The following is a 17,283-nucleotide window of genomic DNA, read 5'->3' as shown; positions in this document are numbered from 1 at the left end:
GACGCCGGCTCAGGCGAGCGACCGCGGGACCGCCGGCCGGCCGCGCGGCTCGACGAAGCGGGTCAGCAGCGGGCCGGCCACGGCGAGGACGAGCACGTACCCGGTGGCCAGCGGCCCGAGTTCCGGGAGACCGGCCGCCACCGCCAGGCCGGCGACGACGATGGAGAACTCACCCCGGGCCACCAGCGCCGTCCCGGCGCGCCACCGGCCGGGCACGGCGATGCCGTCGCGCCGCGCGGCGAACCAGCCGGTGGCGACCTTGGTGCCGGTCGTGACCAGGGCGAGCAGCAGGACGGCGGGCAGCACGGGGACCAGCGCGGCCGGGTCGGTGGACAGCCCGAAGGCGACGAAGAAGGTCGCCGCGAACAGGTCGCGCAGCGGCCCGAGGACCGACCGGGCCCGCTCGGCGAATGACGCCGGCAGCGCGAGGCCCACGAGGAAGGCGCCCACGGCCGCGGACGCCCCCAGCGACTGGGCGAGCCCGGCGACCAGCAGGGTGAGACCGACCACGCGCAGCAGCAGCTGCTCGTCGTCGGCCGAGCTCAGCAGCCGGCCGAGCCGGTGCCCCTGCCGCTGGGCCGCCAGCAGCGCCAGCGCCACCGCGGCCACGGCGAGGCCGGCGCCGGCGACGGCCGTCATCGGCCCCCCACCGGCGAGCGAGACGACGAGCAGCGGCAGGAACAACGCCATCGCGAGGTCCTCCAGCACGAGCACGGAGAGCACCGCGGGGGTCTCCCGGTTGGCCAGCCGACCCAGGTCGCCGAGCAGTCGGGCGACGATGCCCGACGACGAGATCCAGGTGACGCCGGCCAGCGCCAGCGCCCCCTGCCAGGGCAGTCCCAGCAGGAGGCCGGCCACGAACCCCGGGGGGGCGTTGAGCAGCAGGTCGACCACCCCCGAGGGGCCGTGGTGCCGCAGCGAGGCGAACAGCTCGTCGGCGGAGAACTCCAGTCCGAGGGCCAGCAGCAGGAGGACGACGCCGAGCTCCGCGGCCGCCTCGATGAAGGGCTCCGAGGTGGCCAGCGGGACGACCCCGCCCTCCCCCACCGCGAGCGCGGCGACCAGCACGAACGGCACCGAGGACAGCCCGAGGCGACGGGCCAGCAGGCCGAGCAGGGACAGTCCCGTGAACAGCAGGCCGAGCTCGACCAGCAGCTGGGCGACGTGGTCCACCGGGGGGACCTACGCCGGCCCGGCGAGGCGGCGTTCCAGCTCCTCCAGCCCACGGGTCGAGCCGATGGCGACCAGGACGTCCCCGGGGCGCAGGGGGTCGGCCGGCCCCGGTGACGCCACGACGTCGGTGTCCCGCACGATCGCGACGATCGAGCAGCCGGTCAGGGTGCGGGCCCGCGTCTCGCCCAGCGGGCGGCCGGCGAAGGGCGAGCCCGCACCGATCGGGAACCGGCCCGACTCCAGCCCGGGGACCTCCCGTGAGAGGTCGGCGAAGCGCTGGGTGAGCCGGGGCGCGCCCAGCACCTCCGCGACGGCCTCGACCTCGTCCGGCTCGAGGTGCAGCACGCCGCGCGCCCGGTCGGGGTCGCGCCGGTCGTAGACGGCGACCTCGGCCGCCCCCTCCCTCCGGAGGACGATGCCGAGCACCTCACCGGCACGGGTCCGCAGCCGGTACCGGACGCCGACCCCCGGCAGCATGGTCTCCTCGAGGTCCATGCCGGCATGGTCGCAGGCCCGCACCCGCGCGGGCCGGGGACGGTCAGGTGGCCGATCGCCCCGGCGGTCCCGGGGCGGCGGACCTCACTCCGCGGCGTCGCCCGCCGCGGTCCCGGACCGGACGACGACGACCGGGCACGGGGCGTGGCGCACGCACTGGTCGCTCACCGAGCCGAGCACCAGACCGACGAACCCACCCCTCCCCCGTGCCCCGACCACCAGCAGGTCGGCGCGGGCGGCGGACTCGATCAGCCCCCGGGCCGGCGAGCCGTGCGTCACGTGGCAGGTGACCGGCAGGGCCGGGTCCAGTCCTGCGGACGCCACGTGCGCCTCGAGCTGCTCCCGCACCGCGGTCTCGAAGTCCTCGAGCGGCGGCACGTACCCGGGCTCCCACGTGGCCGGCCGCGGCGCGGTGGTCATCTTCCAGGCGCGCAGCACGTGCAGCGGGTACCCGGCCCGGAGGGCCAGGTCGGCCGCCCACTGCAGCGCCTCCTGCGCGCACGCGGAACCGTCGTGGCCCACGAGCACGCCCCCCGGGACGTCGGCCACCTCCGCGATGCCGTCGTCGTCCGCCTCTCGGTCGGTCAGCTCGGTCATGGGCGGAGCCTACGGCCGCGGGCCGGACCCTCAGCGGGACGGGAGGGCGCCCACCGCGAGGGTCCGGCGGCGGACGACGGTCCCGCACCCCGGTGCGGGCGCGCGCTCAGCGGGGCTCGGGGTGGTGGCACACCGCCTCGAGGTTGATGCCGTCGAGGTCGCGCACGAACCCGCCGTAGTAGTCGGCGTGGTACTCGGGGTGCACCGCGGGCGCGTGCAGGACCGTGGCACCGGCGGCCACGGCCGCGTCGTGGAAGACGTGCACCTGCTCGCGGCTGTCGACGGTGAAGGCCAGGTGCACGTCGGTGCCGACCGTGCCCGAGTCGACGAGCCAGAAGTAGGGCTTGACGTCGGCACGGCCGAACCCGGTCATGGCCGGCCGGTCGTCGTCCTCGGGGGCGGGCGGGATCTCGAGCATCTTCACGATGCCGATGGCGGCGAGGACGGGCTCGTAGAAGCCGACGGCGGCTGCGAGGTCGGGGACGCCGATGTTGAGGTGGTCGATGCGCGAGCCGGAACGATCGGTGGCAGCTGCGCTCCTGGGAGCGGAGGACGAGGTCATGGGCGACACCCTGCCCGGGGTAGCGGACACCGGGTGTCCGCCTCGTGGCGCAGTCTCTGGGACGTGTCCGCCACGTCCGCGCGCCTGTTGACCGTGCTGTCCCTGCTGGGAGCGCGGGCGAGGTGGTCCGGCGAGGAGCTGTCCGAGCGGCTCGGCGTGAGCACGCGCACCCTGCGCCGTGACGTCGGGAGCCTGCGGGCACTCGGGTACCCGGTCTCGACCCTCAAGGGCCCCGACGGGGGTTACCGACTCGGCTCCGGCGGCGAGCTCCCGCCCCTGCTGCTCGACGACGAGCAGGCGCTCGCGGTCGCGGTGGCGCTGCAGACGACCCCCACCAGCGTGTCGGGCATCGACGACGCGGTGGCGCGCGCCCTCACCAGCATCAGGCAGGTGATGCCGGCGCGCCTGCGCGCCGAGGTCGACGCGATGCACCTGACCACCATCCCCAACTCCTGGGAGTTCCCCGCCCCGCCGATTCCCCCGGACACCCTCAGGGCGGTGGGCCACGCCGTCCGCAACCGGCACCTGCTGCGCTTCGACCACCGCACCCCCGACGGCCGCCGGCCCGACCCGGGTGATCCCGACTTCACGCCGCCGGTGCGGGCCGAACCCCACCACCTCGTCGTGTGGGCCGGACGCTGGTACCTCGTGGCCTACGTCGTCCCCGAGGAGGCCTGGCGGATCTACCGCGTCGACCGCATCCACGCGCACGCCCCCACCGGAGCCGGGTTCCGGCCTCGCCGGCTCCCCGGGTCCGACGTCGCGCGGTACGTCATGACCACCTGCGACCGGGGGGACACGCCCGCCCGGTGGCAGTGCACCGGCAGCGTCGTGATGGACCTGCCGGCCGACGTCGTCGCCCGCTGGGCCCCGGGCGGCTCCGTCGTCGAGTACGTCGACGCCACCCGGACCCGCATCACACTCGGCGCGTGGTCCTGGGCCGGCATCGCCGGCCTGCTCGCCACCTTCGACGCCGACTTCGCCGACGTGCGGCCCGCCGGGCTCAGGGACGCCTGCCGCTCCCTCTCCCGCCGCTACGACCGGGCCGGCCGGTGACCCGCGGCCCCGACCGAGGTGGTGCCGACCCCTCGTGCACGGCGACGTGGATCCGGTCCCTCAGCGCGTTGGCCTCGGTGGCGGTCAGCGTCCGGTCCGGATGCCGCAGGATCAGCCGGAGCAGCACGTTCTTCTGCCCCGGCTGCACGCCCAGCCGGTCCCGGGCCACCGCGGGCAGGTCGGCGTGGCCGGTCTCGGACAGCACCAGCACCCCCTCCACTGCGTCGGCGGCGGAGCCGAGCGCAGCGCGGATCCGGTCGCCGAGCAGTTCTGCGTCCACGTCGGCCGACACGGCGACGGAGATGTCGCGGCGGGCCGCCGGCTGCGCCGACACCGGTCGGTACGGGGCCAGGTCGAGCATCTGGGACGCGATCCGGGGATCGGCCGAGCGCAGCAGCCGGATGTCGTCCATGCCCTTGGCGAGCATGACCAGCCGGTCCAGGCCCAGCCCCATGGCCAGGCCGCTGGCCGCGCGCGGGAGTCCGGCGGCGGCGAGCACCCCGGGGTGAGCCAGTCCGCACTCGCCGACCTCGATCTCGACGCCGCCGACGGCCGCGAGGATCTCCCGTCCGGCGAGCGTGTACGGATGGAGGCTGGCCGGGCTGCGCCAGCCGGCACCGGGCAGCACCGCCTGCACGACCGCACGGATCATCTCCACCAGGTCGTCCTCGGCGAGCGGCTCGCCGCCCGGACGGATGCGCCACAGGTCGATCTGGTGGGGTTCGCCGACGTGGTGCCGGTCGATGACGTCGCGGCGGTAGGTGATCCCCGGGACGCTGAGCACCACCTCCCCGGCCGGGTCGGCGGCGAGGTCGCGCAGCAGCGCGGGGACCCGGGCGGAGGTGTGCGACCGGAGCACGTGCTCGTCGTCGACGTAGCGGGTGTGGCGCCGGTCCCGGGTGACCGCGTCGGGTGTGTAGCGGAGCCGGTCGTAGTTGTCGGCGACGGACACGATCCGGGGGCCGGGGTCCCGGCGCACCGGCAGCCCCCAGAGGTCGGTGAGTGCGGCCTCGAGCCGGTCGACGACGTGCTGGACGGCGTGCGGCCCCGCGGACGGGTCGCTCAGGTCGCGCAGGGTCAGGGCAGGGTGGACGACGGTGGACACGGGGACCTCGCAGGGGAGCGGGAGGTGTGCGGGAGCGACGCACGCCCCGGGATCGCCCGGGGTGTGGCCTCCGCGCTGCGAGGAGTGCTCAGGTCAGCGCACGGCGAGCCGCGCCCGGACGGTCCCGGGGCGGCTGAATCGCTGCGCCGTGCTGGTCACGATGCGAGCGTATCGGCGAGGTCGGACCCGTCTCCACCGCATTACGTCTCCGCCTGGTGTGCCCGGCGGGGGCTGGGCGGGTGGGCGACGATCGAGATCCGCAGGTGAGGTCCTGTCCCGGAGCTCAGGTGATCGTGCCGTGCCCGGTCGTCGGACGCGCTCTCGACCGCCGTGGCCGGTGGTCGTGGGTCGGGGGCGTGACGGCCCCGTCCGTGTCCTCGGAGGAGAGCGGCGTGCTCGTCGACGGGCTGCGCGAAGGGCTCGCGGACACGTGCAGGGGTGTGCTCCGGACGATGGCGTCCTGGGCCCAGCGCTCACTGAAGCCCGCCAGGAAGGCGATGGCCGTGAAGAAGTACGAGGCGTCGTTGGCCTCTTCCGGGATCTCGAGGGGAGTGAGGCCGGCCTGCAACAGGACGTACAGCGCCACGCCGAGCGCCCCGCCGATGAGCGGGCGGAAGCCGCCGGCCACGCAGGTCATGACGTTGTCCTGCGTGGTGTCGACGTCGAGCCGCTGGCCGTGGCTGATCCGGATCATCACGCTGATCACGGCACCCAGTCCCCCAGCGGCGATCGCGCGGACCAGGTCCTGTGTCGCTGTCTGCTCGAACATCGGTATCCGGCTGGTCGTCCACGCCGAGGCCGACACGGCGACCCCACCGATGAACACACCCAGCACGTAGTACCTGAGCGCGGACCTGATCGCAGCCCGGTCCACGAAGTGCTGCAGACGCGTCAGTTCCCGCTGTGCGATCCGCACGGCCTTCTCGATGCGGTGCACACGACGAGGCTCCTCGATGTCCCGCTCCCCGTGCCCCGCGGCCTCGAGGGAGTCCAGCACCCCGAGCAGGTACACGATGATCGAGAAGAGCATCTCGAGGAGCAGACGGCGGGGACGCCCCGCCACGACGAGCGCCGACTGCCGTTCCATGGCGCGTGCTCGCCAGAGCGCGGCCTCGAACGCGGGTTGCACGACGGCGACCTTCTCCCCGGGGTACTTCATGCGGATCTCGAAGTCCGCCCGCCTGTGGAACCGGGTCCTCCGGCACACGTGCAGCGCTCCGGCGTGGACGTAGCTCGCGAAGTACTGGTCGACGATCTCGCGGTCTGCGCCTCGGTACTGCGCGAGCAGCCTCGCGAAGTCCCCCCTCGCGCCGGTGACCCTGCGCTCGTGGTGTGCCTGGATGAGGTCGTCGAGGCAGGGGGCGCCGTGACGGTCCGGGAGTCCGTGGTCGTCCCCGTCGCGCGGCGGCCGCGCCCCGTTCCCGTTCCCCTGCCGTCCCGGCCAGGCGTTCGCAGCTCTGTGCGGTTCCACCGCTGTCCTCCCGCCGGGCGGTTTACACCCGTCATGACACGGAGTCGACGGCCGGTACCGCTGATACAGGGACGTGCGAGCGGTCACCCCACTCGACCCCCGGCGGCACCGGCGGGGGTCCCGGTCGCGCCGGGTGGCCGGCCGGCTCAGCGCACCCGGTACCAGTGCGCGGTCTCGCCGGGCAGGGGCTCCAGGCGCACCTGCGTGCCGCCGGGGTGGTCGAGGACCCGCACGCCGTCGCCGAGCAGCACGGGGGCGAAGAAGAGCAGGACCTCGTCGAGCAGCCCGGCCTCGATGCACTGGCGGGCGACGTCGGCACCGAGGACGTTGACGTACCCGTCCCCGGCGGCGGCCCTCGCCCGGGCGACCGCGTCGTGCAGGTCGCCGGCGAAGGTCACCCCCGGGGGCGCCTGGGCGGCCGGCCGGTGGGTCAGCACGACGACCGGTCCGTGGTAGCGGCCGCCGAAGGCCCCCTCGCGGTCGGTGCCGCGGTTGGGGTCGTCCCCGCCGAACGTGCGCGCGCCGACCAGGAGCGCGCCCACCCGGTCGAGGAGCCGCTCGACCGTCGGGTCCGGGCCGGTCAGGTGCTCGGTCAGCCAGGACATGTCGCCGCCGGGACCGGCGATGAAGCCGTCCAGCGAGGCGGTCGCGGAGTACAGCAGCGTCGCCATCGATCTCCCCGTCCGGTCGGGCGCGGTGGACGACCGGCTCAGCGGCCGCGTGACGGCCTAGTCGCGCGGTCCCTGCGGCCGGCCGGGGACGCGCGCCCCGCGGTCGTCGTGCGTCGCCGGGACGCCCGGGCCCTCGTCGGGCTGCCGGCGTCCGGTGCCGCCGTGCACGACCGCCGGTGGGTCGTCCTCGCGGCGGGGACTCAGGACCGGTGGCGGTGTCGTGCGGGCGGCGTCCTGCGGCGCTCCGGCGGACGGCGCCGACTGGACGGTCAGGACGAAGTCGTCGCCGTGGCGGCTGATCCCGTCGACGACGGCCTGCTCCACGGCCACGCTGGCGTACTGGCCGCGGAGGACGACCGGGTCGCGGCGCAGGTCCTTGACCAGGCTGACGGCCATCGCGGCCATGACCACCGCGAAGGGCAGCGCCGCGATGATGGTGAGGTTCTGCAGCCCGGTCAGGGCCTCGCCCTCGTCCCCGAGGATCAGCATGATCGCCGCGACGGCGAACAGCACCCTGTCCACGTCCCAGTGCCGGTCGGCCACGCACGGCGGTGGCTCGGCGAGCGCGGGGTGCGTCCCGGACACGGAGACGTCCCGGGCCCGGACGGTGGCGTGCTCCGCCGCGCTCCCCCGGCCCGGAGCGCCGGTGCGATCCGGGCTCCCGCCGGCCGGGGCTGCGCTCACCGCGCCGGGGTCCGGGGCCCGTTCGCGCCCTGCTTCGTTCATGATGCTCCCCAGGGGTTGCGCTGACCGCATCGCGTTTCGCGGAAGGGAATCAGACGGGCCGGCGGGCAACAAGAGTCTGACGCCATATGCAGCAGAGGTGATACCGGGCCGCAACTTCTCCTGCTGTCGCGGACGCTCCGGGTGCCGCGGTCACGCGTCCCGGACCGCAGGACGTGCGCCCGCGGCGGACGGTGCGGTAAGACTGGGCACCGGCCCGTGGCCGACCACCATCGGGTGCCGGTGGAGAGGTGGCCGACACAGCGATGACGACCGATCAGGACCGCCGGTCCCCTGCGTGCTGCCTGGTGATCTTCGGCGCCTCGGGGGACCTGACCGCACGCAAGCTGCTGCCCGCGCTGTCGCGGCTCGCGGCCTACGGCGCTCTGCCCCGCGAGTTCGTGCTCGTCGGGGTGGCGCGCACACCGATGACCGACGACGAGTTCGCCTCGCTCTGCCGGCGGCACGTCGCCGCCGAGGGCAACCCGAGGTGGCAGGAGCTCACCGACACGGTCCGCTACGTGCACGGTGGGTACGACGACCCGGCGACCTACCAGCGGCTGTCCGAGGTGCTCGCCGAGTGCGACCGCGACCACGGGACGGGGGGCAACCGTGTCCACTACTTCTCGGTGCCGCCGCGGCTGTTCAGCCCGATCGCCCTCAGCCTCGGCAAGGCCGGCATGAGCCAGGCCGACGGTGACGGCTTCGTCCGCGCGGTCATCGAGAAGCCGTTCGGCTGGGACGAGGACAGCGCCCGCGACCTCTACGCCGACCTCTCCTCCTCGTTCGGCGAGGACCAGATCTTCCGCATCGACCACTACCTGGCCAAGGAGACGGTGCAGAACCTGCTGGCCCTGCGGTTCGCCAACTCGGTCTTCGAGCCGATCTGGAACCGGACCTGGGTGGACAACGTGCAGATCACCGTCGCCGAGACGCTGGGCGTGGGTGACCGCGGCGGCTTCTACGAGACGACCGGGGCGATGCGCGACATCGTGCAGAACCACGTGCTGCAGGTCCTGTCGCTGTTCCTCATGGAGCCGCCGACCTCCTTCCACCCGGAGGCGATCCGGGACGAGAAGGTCAAGCTCCTGCGCGCCATCCGCCCCCTCGACGAGGAGGCCGACATCGCCGCCAACGCCGTCCGCGGCCAGTACACCCGCGGCGGCACGCGCGAGGACCTCATGCCGGGGTACCGGGAGGAGTCCGGCGTCGACCCGCTCAGCTCCACCGAGACGTTCGTGGCGCTGCGCCTGGACATCTCCAACTGGCGCTGGAACGGCGTCCCCGTCTACGTGCGCACCGGCAAGCGGCTGCCCGCCCGCGTCACCGAGGTGGCCATGGAGTTCCACCGGCCACCGCAGCTGCCGCTGTTCCCCGGCTCCGAGGCCGGCCTGGAGCCCGACGCGCTCGTCGTGCGGATCCAGCCCGACGAGGGGCTGAGCCTGCGCTTCGGCGCCAAGGTGCCCGGCCACGCCTTCCGGGTGCAGAAGGCCTCGATGGACTTCTCCTACGAGAGCTTCGAGCAGGAGTCGATCGACGCCTACGAGCGGGTCATCCTCGACGCGCTCATCGGCGACCCGACCCTGTTCATCCGCGCCGACGAGGTCGGCCGGTCCTGGCGGATCGTCGACCCGGTGCTGCGGTACTGGAGCCAGGACAGCCGGCCGATCCCGCTGTACCAGGCGGCGACCTGGGGGCCGGCGGAGGCCGACGCCCTCGCCGCCCGCGACGGCCGCCGCTGGCGGCGCCTGCCCTGACGCCCGGCGCCGCCCGGTCGCTCAGCCGCGGACGACGACCCGCGGTGGCACGGGGTCGGCGGTCAGCAGCGCCACCAGGTCGGCGCGGCGGTCGCGGACGGCGGCCTGGTTGACGTAGCCCTTGTCGGTGATCTCCCCGGCGTCGAGCTGGGCGGGCTCGGTGAGGACGAGCAGCCGCTCGACGCACTGGGAGGAGCCGCCGCCCTCGGCGGCCAGCCGGGCCATCGTCGCGGCCAGCTCCCGGCGCAGCGACTCCTCGGGGACGCCGTTCCCGTCCACCCGGCCGGCGTGGTCGGGGTGCAGCCAGGCCAGGGCGGTGACGCAGTCGCCGTCCTGGCCGCAGACCACCGCGTCGGTGAGCAGGCCGTGCGATGCCGACAGCAGCTTCGGGCGCAGCGTGCCCACGCTGACGAAGGTGCCGGTCGAGAGCTTGAAGTCCTCGGCGATGCGGCCGCGGAAGACCAGCCCGGCCGCGACGTCGTCCGGGTCGGCGAGCGCGACGGCGTCGCCGGTGCGGAGGAAGCCGTGCTCGTCGAAGGCGGCGGCGGTGAGGTCGGGGCGCCGGTGGTAGCCCGGGGTGACGTTCGCACCGCGGACCCGGACCTCGGTCTTCTCCCCCACCGGCACGAGCGCCAGCTCGACGCCGGGCAGCGGCACCCCCAGGACGTCGCTGCGGGTGATGGGGAAGTGCGCCGAGGTCGCGGCGGGTGCGGTCTCGGTCAGGCCCCACGAGGTGGTCATCCGCATGCCGGCGCCGGCGCCGGCGGCGAGCCCCTCGATGCGGTCCCACAGCTGCTGCGGCAGCGCGGCGGCGGCGAAGAAGCCCAGCCGCAGGCGCGAGAAGAACGCCTCGGCCGCGGCGGGGTCGCGCTCGAGGTGCGGGAGCAGCGTGGCGTAGCCGGCCGGCACGTTGAGGTACACGGTGGGCCGGGCGTCGGCGAGGTTGCGCACCGTCCGCTCGACCAGTCCCGGCGCCGGCCGGCCGTCGTCGATCCACAGCGTGCCGCCGTTGGCCAGCACCATGTTGACGTCGTGGTTGCCGCCGAAGGTGTGGCTCCACGGCAGCCAGTCCAGGAGCACCGGGGGCTCCTCGGTGAGGAACGGCCAGATCTGCCGGATCTGCTGCTGGTTGGCCGACAGCATCCCGTGGGTGCACAGCACCCCCTTGGGCGTGCCGGTCGAGCCGGAGGTGAACAGGACCTTGGCGACGTCGTCGCGGCCCAGCGCCGCGCACCGGCGGTCGACCTCGGCGGTGGGGGCGGCGCCGAGGTCGGCGACGGGGACGGACTCCGGCACGTCGCCGCCCGCGCTCAGCACCGTGCGCCCCTCCCCCACGGCGACGACCGCCTGCGCGAAGGACGCGTCCTCGGCCACGACCAGGCCGGGCTCGACCAGGTCGGCCATCGTGCGCAGCTTCGCGTGGTCGGCGCTCTGCAGGGAGTAGGCGACGCTGGTGGGCACCACCGGGGCACCGACCGTCATCGCCGCCAGCGTGACGACGAGGTGCAGCCGGCTGTTGCCCGACAGCACCAGCACCGGGCGGTCGGCCAGACCCCGGTCGAGCAGCCCCTGCGCGAGCCGGTCGGCCTGCTCACGGGCCTCGCCCCAGGTCAGCCGCGCCCAGTTCCCGCCCACCCGCTCCGCGACCAGCAGCCGGTCGGGGTGGGCCTCGCTGTGGGCCCGGAACGAGTGGACGACGCTCACCGGGTGCTCGCCGAGGGGATCGGTCGAGCGGATCAGCAGCCGGCCGTCCGCCGTCGGCTCGGACTCGACGTGCGGAACGGCGAAGGTGGGCGCGCTCGTCGGCCGGCCGCCGGCAGGTGCTACGTCGGTGCTGTACATCGGGCGACCCCCTGGAGCAGGTGGTGACGCGGGTCATTGCCCCACGCGGCGAACACCGGGGTCAAGGTGGACGGCCGTCCGACACGATGGACGGTGAGTGCTGTCGACGTGGTGGCCGCAACGTCCGGCGGCTGCGCACCGAGCGGCAGCTGAGCCTCGGCGGGCTCGCCCGGCAGGCGGGCCTGGCCGAGCAGACGCCGGCCGACCTGGAGGGCGGCCGGGGCAACCCGACGGTGGAGACGCTGCTCGCGGTGGCCCGGGCCCTCGGCGTCGGCGCCCCGTCGCTGCTGGCCGAGTGGGGCAGTCCGGTGGTGGTCCGGCGTGCCGGCGACGCCGCGTGGGCCGAGCGGCCCGGCGGACGCCGCCGGGAGCTCGGCGAGATCTCCGGCACCAGCGAGGTGGCCACCGCCGTGGTCGAGCTGCCGGGGCGGGCCGCCCCGCCGGCACCCTTCCCGCCGGGGACGCTCCTGCACGTCTACGTCGTCTCCGGCCGGGTGCTGGCCGGACCGCTGGACGACCGGCACCGGCTGGGCGCCGGCGACCTCATCCGCTTCCCCACCGACGTCCCGCACGTCCCGCACGTCCTGGCCGCCTCGGCCGGCCCCGCCGTCGTCCACGTCGTGACGACCGTCCCGCGCGTGACGCAGTTCCCGCCGCAGTGACCCCGGGCGGCCCCGGACACCCGGCTGCCCCTAGCCTCGGCCGCGCCAGCGCTCCCCCCGCACCCCGAGGAGTCCCCGTGGACCTGACCGACGCGGTCGCCGCTGCCGGAGTCCCGAGGTGAGCGGTCTGGACCTCGACGCCCTGGTGGCCGTCGACGTCCACGTGCACGTCGAGCAGGACCTGCACGGGCACCTCGCGATGGACGACGAGCTGCTCGATGCCGCCGCTGCGTACTTCAAGGGCGAGCCGTACCACCCGACCGTCCCGCAGATCGCCGAGGACTACCGGGCCCGGCAGATGGCCGCGGTGGTCTTCACCGTCGACAGCGAGCCGGCCACCGGCCACCCGACGCTGTCCAACGAGGAGATCGCCGAGGCCGCCGCGGAGCACCCCGACGTGCTCGTCCCGTTCGCCTCGATCGACCCCGCCCGCGGCGTCGCCGGGATCCGCACCGCCCGCCGGCTGGTGGAGGACCACGGCGTCCGCGGCTTCAAGTTCCACCCCTCGATCCAGGCCTTCGAGCCCAACGACCGCCGGCACTACCGCCTGTACGCGGAGCTCGAGTCCCTCGGGGTGCCGGCGCTGTTCCACACCGGCCAGACCGGCATCGGCTCCGGGCTCCCGGGTGGCCGCGGGATCAAGCTGCGCTACTCCGACCCGATGCTGCTCGACGACGTCGCCGCCGACTTCCCCGGGCTCACGATCGTCATGGCCCACCCCTCGGTGCCCTGGCAGGACGCCGCGATCGCCGTCGCCCAGCACAAGGCCAACGTCTACATCGACCTCTCCGGCTGGTCGCCGAAGTACTTCCCGCCCCAGCTCGTCCGCGCCGCCAACACCCTGCTCAGGACCAAGGTGCTCTTCGGCTCGGACTACCCCCTGCTGCGGCCCGAGCGCTGGATCCGCGACTTCGCGGCCCTCGACATCAAGGACGAGGTCCGGCCCCTGATCATGAAGGAGAACGCGATCCGCGCCCTCGGCCTGCGGCGCTGAGCCGCCCGCTCCGCCGCGACCCCCGCCGGCGGCGTCCGTCGCGGGTGGTGCCGCCGACCCACGGGGGCTCAGACGACGGCGGTGCCGATGAGTCCCTTGCGGGTGACCAGGCCCGCGAGCTGCTCCTCCGAGAGACGCCCGGTGCCCGCAGGGCGGCGCGGCACCACCATGTACCGCGACTCGGCACTGGCGTCCCACACCGAGATCCGCGTCCCCTCCGGCAGCTCGAACCCGAGGTCCCGCAGCACGCCTCGCGGGTCCCGCACCACCCGCGAGCGGTAGGCCTCGCTCTTGTACCAGCCGGGCGAGGGGCCGAGCAGCGCGATCGGGTAGCAGGAGCACAGCGTGCAGACGACGACGTTGTGCTCGTCGGCCGTGTTGGCGACCACCTTCAGCCGCTGCTCCTGCAGACCTCCGGCCATCGAGAGCCCGACCTCGCCGATCGCGTCGTTCGCGTCCGTCAGCAGCCGTTCGGCGAAGCCCGGGTCGACCCACGCGCGGGCGGCGATCCGGGCGCCGTTGGCCGGTGAGCCACCGGCGAGGAACTCGTCGATCCGGCGGTCGATCTCGCCGTCGCCGAGCACCCCGCGGCGCTCGAGCAGGGCCTCGACGTGGCGCACCCGCGCCGAGATGAGCGAGCTCGTGTGGTCGCCGCTCACGCGTCCTCCTCGATCGGGGTCAGGTAGTCGGCCCACAGCTCCACCGTCACCGTGTGGTCCCCGGAGCCGAACAGGTCGGCGGCGGCGAACCGCACGTGCCACACCGGCTGCGCCGCGCCGCCGCGGCCGCGGGCCCGGTCGTCGGCCAGCGGGTGCGCGCCTGCCTGCTCCACCAGGACGCCGATGGCGCCGCGCGCGTACCGGGGCAGCCGGGTGTGGCCCTCGGGGTCGATCGTGCGGGTGCGCACCCGCACACCGGGAGCGAGGTCAGTCACGGGGCAGGGCCAGCTCGTCCGGCGCCGCCACGCCCTTCTCGACCAGCAGCGTGGTGATCGCGGTGAACCAGCGCTCGTAGTACGAGGCGGCGAGGTACTGCTCCGGTGGCATCCGCTCGATCGCGTCGCGGAACTCGTCCAGGTCGTAGACACCCGCCCTGATCAGCGCGCCGTTGAGCGCGAGGACGTGGGCCTCCCAGTCGGCGTGGAACGGCGGCTCGTCGGGCTCCTCGACGATCGGCGGGAACCCGGACATCCCACCGACGTCGTTGATGCGGCTCACCACTGCTTCCTACCGTCCCGCACCCGGCGCCGCACGGACGACGTCCCGCTCGTCGGCGCACGACGGCCGGCGACGGATCCGGAACGCGCCCGGTGTGTCCCGGCGGTGTCGAGTGGGTAGCCCCGGCGGGACCGAGCGTTCCCTCTGCTCAGCATGGTCGTCCCGGACCCGGCGACCGCGACCCCTGGAAGCTGGCCGTGCTGCATCACCTCCCGCCGGGTCCGGCGTGACACCTGCCGAGCGTTCCCCGTGGTGACCCCGCCGCAGGCGCACACCGGGCCGACGCACACCGGGCCGACGCCCGCCGGCCGCCGCTGGCAGTGGCGGTCTCCCGGCGTCGTCAGCTCGGTGCCCTCGACCCGCCGGAAGCTGCGGCACCTCCTCGACGGGACGGGGCTGTCCTCCGACGAGATCGAGGACCTGGTCCTCGCCGCGTCCGAGGCCGCCATCAACGCCGTGGAGCACTCGCCCCCGAGTCAGCCGTTCTTCGACGTCTGCGTCGAGTTCGCCGGCGGGGTGGTGACCATCCTCGTCCGGGACCACGGGCGGTGGCGCCCACCCGTGCCCGACTCCTACCGGGGACGCGGGCTGGCGATGATGTGCGCCCTGGCCGACACCACGGTCACCCCGGGCGAGCACGGCACCACGGTGGCCATCCGCAGTCGCCGATCGGGGTCATGAGGGACGAGCGACACCCGGGTCGTCCCTGCCGGCCGCGCCGGGTCCGCCCGGCGTCCCGGTCCGCCGGACGCCCTGCGCCGGCCGGGCCGCGACCGAGGTGGTGGTGATCCACTCGTCGATGGTCTCCCACCACCGGTAGAGCCAGTCGGTCAGCTGGGCCTCGTCCCGCGGCACCTCCGCGGCCGGGACGAACCACCAGCGCAGGTGCAGGGTCTTGTCCATGGGCAGGCCCCGCCACACGTCCCGCACCGTGCTCAGGTGCTCCAGCCCGGTGTGCGCGACGAGGACGACGTCGGCGTGCGGGGCCGCCCGCAGCGCCGCGGTGACCCCGGCCGGGCGCGGGGGCAGCACGTGCCGCATCGCCTCGGCCCGGCGCACCGCGGACGCCAGCCCCCGGTCGCGCAGCCGCTGGATGGCGCGCGTGCGGCGCCGCGGGGTGAAGTTCGCACCCTCGGGGAAGATCAGCAGGGCGTCCTCCTCCCCCAGGTCGCGGGCCAGGTCGGCGATCGCCTCCTCCGAGCCGTACCCCACCGCCGGGTCGGCCGAGACGAAGTGGTTGGGCAGCCGGTTGAGGTAGACGTCGATCAACGGGTCCAGCTGCAGCACGTCCTTGAGCACGATCCGCGGCTGGCGCAGGTGGTCCCGGTTCATCAGCGTGTGCACGAGGAGGAACGAGTCGCCCGGACCGGCGTGCCGGGACAGCACGACCATGGCGTTGGTCGAGCCGGGCACCCCGTCGTCCAGCGGCGACCAGGACGTGCCGTCGGTGACCAGCCGCAGTGCGAACAGCCGCTGCGCCGTCCGCATCAGCGCGTCGAGCAGCAGGCGCAGCACGGTGTAGTGGGCCGCCCGCGACGCCGGGGTGTCCAGCCGGCGCCCGAAGCCGCTGAGCACCCACAGCACCCCCGCGGCCGCCAGCCCGGCCACCTCCAGCGCGAGGTACACCAGCGCGAAGGACAGCAGCCGCAGCCCGCGCCAGCGCCCCGGCAGCCACACCGAGACGACCACCGCCACGACCACGAGCACGGGCAGCAGGACGACCGCGGCCGCCAGTGCACCGACGAGGAGCAGACCGGCGACCCGGCGCACGCGGCGGGGTGGCAACACCTCAGGCTCTCCCGTCCCCGGATGCGGTGATCCGGTCCAGGTGGTCGCGGGCCGCGACGTACGCCCGTTCGATCCGGGCGGGCACGGCGGAGAAGTCGCGGTAGCGCAGGTTGGCGGCCCCCGGCGGATCCGGGTCACCGGCGGGCAGCACGTGCACCGTGACCCCGGGTGGGAGCTCTGCCATGTCCGCGGCGAACCGGTGCCGGCGGGCGATCTCGAAGGCGACCGTCGCCACCTCCCACGGCCGGGTCGGGGGCCGCAGCGGACGGTCGATCCGCCCGACGTGCAGCACGTAGATCGTGTCGGCACCGAGCGCGACCGCCCGGCCGACCGGGATGCTGTGCACCAGCCCCCCGTCCAGGAAGTGCTCGCCGTCGATCTCCACGGCCGGCAGCAACCCGGGGACGGCGCAGGAGGCGAGCACCGCCTCGACCAGGTCCCCGTCGGTGAACCAGCGCTCGGCAGCCCGCTCGATGCTGGCCGCGACGCACTGGAACGGGACCTGCAGCCCGGCGAAGGTCCGCACCGGCAGGGAGGCCTCGAGCAGGTCCCGCAGCGGCTCGCGCGGGTGGAGGTGCGTGCGGGTCCGCACCAGGGTGCCCAGGCGGCCCACCACGGACCCGGCGAAGATCCGCTGGGAGGCCATCTCCTCCCACACGCCGCGCAGCCGGTCCACCGCGCCCGGCGCCGGGTCGGCGGCGACGAGCGCGCCGTTGATCGCGCCCACCGACGTGCCCACGACCAGGTCGGGGCGGACGCCGTGCTCGACCAACGCCTGCAGCATCCCCACCTCCGCCGCGCCGAGCACTCCCCCGCCACCGAGGACGAACGCCGTGCCGCCCCGCCCGGCCGGCACCCCTGGCGACCCCATGGCCGCATCGTGTCACCCGTGGCGGGACGCGAGCAGCCCGAGGCCGGACGACCCCGCGGAGCGCTGAGAGGCCCCCTGCAGGGTCCCACCGTGGCCCCGTCCCGGGCACCGCCCCTCAGCTTGCGAAGGGCGGGGAGGACGGGGCCACGGTGGGGGGCAGGGGGGTCCTTACTCAGTGGATGTGCGAGCCGCCGTTGACGTCGTAGGTGACGCCGGTGACGTAGCCGGTCTCCTCCCGGCAGAGATAGGTGATCAGGTCGGCGACGTCGTTGACGTTGCCGTTGCGCCCCACGGGGATG

At 74.8% G+C, this 17,283-nt stretch carries 20 protein-coding genes; 5 read left to right on the top strand and 15 right to left on the bottom strand.

Annotated elements, in window-relative coordinates:
- Positions 1-9: 9 nt before the first annotated feature.
- The 4 genes from ABQ292_RS17645 to ABQ292_RS17630 all read right to left on the bottom strand — a co-directional run bounded on the left by ABQ292_RS17645 (position 10) and on the right by ABQ292_RS17630 (position 2,827).
- A complete protein-coding gene (locus tag ABQ292_RS17645; RefSeq protein ID WP_369208769.1) occupies positions 10-1,173 on the bottom strand; it encodes a cation:proton antiporter in 1,164 nt (387 codons plus the stop codon).
- A 9-nt stretch (positions 1,174-1,182) separates the two neighbouring features.
- Positions 1,183-1,668 (bottom strand): cation:proton antiporter regulatory subunit, encoded by a 486-nt coding sequence (locus tag ABQ292_RS17640; protein ID WP_369208767.1) that lies wholly within the window; start codon positions 1,666-1,668, stop codon positions 1,183-1,185.
- 84 nt (positions 1,669-1,752) lie between these two features.
- Positions 1,753-2,265, bottom strand: a complete 513-nt coding sequence (locus ABQ292_RS17635; RefSeq protein WP_369208765.1) for a universal stress protein — start codon at positions 2,263-2,265, stop codon at positions 1,753-1,755.
- Between the two features lie 106 nt (positions 2,266-2,371).
- Positions 2,372-2,827, bottom strand: a complete 456-nt coding sequence (locus ABQ292_RS17630) for a VOC family protein (protein WP_369208763.1) — start codon at positions 2,825-2,827, stop codon at positions 2,372-2,374.
- A gap of 63 nt (positions 2,828-2,890) precedes the next feature.
- Here ABQ292_RS17630 and ABQ292_RS17625 point away from each other — a divergent pair, with 63 nt between their 5' ends.
- Entirely contained in the window at positions 2,891-3,883 is a 993-nt protein-coding gene (locus ABQ292_RS17625) for a helix-turn-helix transcriptional regulator (RefSeq protein WP_369208761.1), read from the top strand.
- Here ABQ292_RS17625 and srmL read toward each other — a convergent pair.
- The 4 genes from srmL to ABQ292_RS17605 all read right to left on the bottom strand — a co-directional run bounded on the left by srmL (position 3,831) and on the right by ABQ292_RS17605 (position 7,715).
- Entirely contained in the window at positions 3,831-4,988 is a 1,158-nt protein-coding gene (srmL, locus tag ABQ292_RS17620) for a PheS-related mystery ligase SrmL (RefSeq protein WP_369208759.1), read from the bottom strand. The genes ABQ292_RS17625 and srmL overlap by 53 nt on opposite strands.
- Positions 4,989-5,271: 283 nt before the next feature.
- Complete coding sequence (locus tag ABQ292_RS17615) at positions 5,272-6,459, bottom strand: hypothetical protein (protein ID WP_369208757.1); 1,188 nt, start codon at positions 6,457-6,459, stop codon at positions 5,272-5,274.
- Positions 6,460-6,605: 146 nt separating this feature from the next.
- Entirely contained in the window at positions 6,606-7,130 is a 525-nt protein-coding gene (locus ABQ292_RS17610) for a dihydrofolate reductase family protein (protein ID WP_369208755.1), read from the bottom strand.
- Positions 7,131-7,187: 57 nt separating this feature from the next.
- On the bottom strand, positions 7,188-7,715 hold the full coding sequence (locus tag ABQ292_RS17605; protein ID WP_369208753.1) for a BCCT family transporter: 528 nt from the start codon (positions 7,713-7,715) through the stop codon (positions 7,188-7,190).
- 404 nt (positions 7,716-8,119) lie between these two features.
- Between ABQ292_RS17605 and zwf the strand changes: the two genes are divergently transcribed.
- Entirely contained in the window at positions 8,120-9,610 is a 1,491-nt protein-coding gene (gene zwf / locus ABQ292_RS17600) for a glucose-6-phosphate dehydrogenase (RefSeq protein ID WP_369208751.1), read from the top strand.
- Between the two features lie 21 nt (positions 9,611-9,631).
- Here zwf and ABQ292_RS17595 read toward each other — a convergent pair whose 3' ends face one another.
- A complete protein-coding gene (locus ABQ292_RS17595) occupies positions 9,632-11,452 on the bottom strand; it encodes a feruloyl-CoA synthase (protein ID WP_369208749.1) in 1,821 nt (606 codons plus the stop codon).
- 86 nt (positions 11,453-11,538) lie between these two features.
- Here ABQ292_RS17595 and ABQ292_RS17590 point away from each other — a divergent pair, with 86 nt between their 5' ends.
- The gene (locus ABQ292_RS17590; protein WP_369208747.1) at positions 11,539-12,114 is read left to right on the top strand and encodes a helix-turn-helix domain-containing protein; all 576 of its coding nucleotides are present in this window, start codon (positions 11,539-11,541) and stop codon (positions 12,112-12,114) included.
- Positions 12,115-12,241: 127 nt separating this feature from the next.
- Positions 12,242-13,108 (top strand): amidohydrolase family protein, encoded by an 867-nt coding sequence (locus ABQ292_RS17585; RefSeq protein ID WP_369208797.1) that lies wholly within the window; start codon positions 12,242-12,244, stop codon positions 13,106-13,108.
- 68 nt (positions 13,109-13,176) lie between these two features.
- Here the strand turns inward: ABQ292_RS17585 and ABQ292_RS17580 are convergent, their stop codons facing one another.
- Genes ABQ292_RS17580 through ABQ292_RS17570 form a run of 3 tightly spaced genes read right to left on the bottom strand, consistent with a single transcriptional unit; the run spans position 13,177 to position 14,325 of the window.
- Positions 13,177-13,767, bottom strand: a complete 591-nt coding sequence (locus ABQ292_RS17580; protein WP_369208745.1) for a nitrile hydratase subunit alpha — start codon at positions 13,765-13,767, stop codon at positions 13,177-13,179.
- Positions 13,764-14,042, bottom strand: coding sequence for an SH3-like domain-containing protein (locus tag ABQ292_RS17575; RefSeq protein WP_369208743.1), 279 nt, complete (start codon positions 14,040-14,042; stop codon positions 13,764-13,766). Before ABQ292_RS17575 ends, ABQ292_RS17580 begins: the two co-directional genes overlap by 4 nt.
- Positions 14,035-14,325, bottom strand: coding sequence for a hypothetical protein (locus ABQ292_RS17570; RefSeq protein WP_369208741.1), 291 nt, complete (start codon positions 14,323-14,325; stop codon positions 14,035-14,037). Before ABQ292_RS17570 ends, ABQ292_RS17575 begins: the two co-directional genes overlap by 8 nt.
- A gap of 252 nt (positions 14,326-14,577) precedes the next feature.
- Here ABQ292_RS17570 and ABQ292_RS17565 point away from each other — a divergent pair, with 252 nt between their 5' ends.
- A complete protein-coding gene (locus ABQ292_RS17565; protein WP_369208739.1) occupies positions 14,578-15,006 on the top strand; it encodes an ATP-binding protein in 429 nt (142 codons plus the stop codon).
- On the opposite strand, the gene ABQ292_RS17560 is transcribed toward ABQ292_RS17565, so the two are convergent.
- The 3 genes from ABQ292_RS17560 to ABQ292_RS17550 all read right to left on the bottom strand — a co-directional run bounded on the left by ABQ292_RS17560 (position 15,001) and on the right by ABQ292_RS17550 (position 17,276).
- Positions 15,001-16,113, bottom strand: coding sequence for a lysophospholipid acyltransferase family protein (locus tag ABQ292_RS17560; RefSeq protein WP_369208737.1), 1,113 nt, complete (start codon positions 16,111-16,113; stop codon positions 15,001-15,003). The two genes, ABQ292_RS17565 and ABQ292_RS17560, sit on opposite strands and share 6 nt — an antisense overlap.
- 1 nt (position 16,114) lies before the next feature.
- Positions 16,115-16,984, bottom strand: coding sequence for a patatin-like phospholipase family protein (locus ABQ292_RS17555; protein ID WP_369208735.1), 870 nt, complete (start codon positions 16,982-16,984; stop codon positions 16,115-16,117).
- Between the two features lie 172 nt (positions 16,985-17,156).
- Complete coding sequence (locus ABQ292_RS17550) at positions 17,157-17,276, bottom strand: SDR family oxidoreductase (RefSeq protein ID WP_369205967.1); 120 nt, start codon at positions 17,274-17,276, stop codon at positions 17,157-17,159.
- Between the last annotated feature and the right edge of the window lie 7 nt (positions 17,277-17,283).

It is taken from the genome of Geodermatophilus maliterrae, assembly GCF_041018925.1.
GTDB classification, from domain to species: domain Bacteria; phylum Actinomycetota; class Actinomycetes; order Mycobacteriales; family Geodermatophilaceae; genus Geodermatophilus; species Geodermatophilus maliterrae.
The sequence above is the reverse complement of the archived record's forward strand: the minus strand, read 5'-3'. Positions and strand labels throughout refer to the sequence as shown.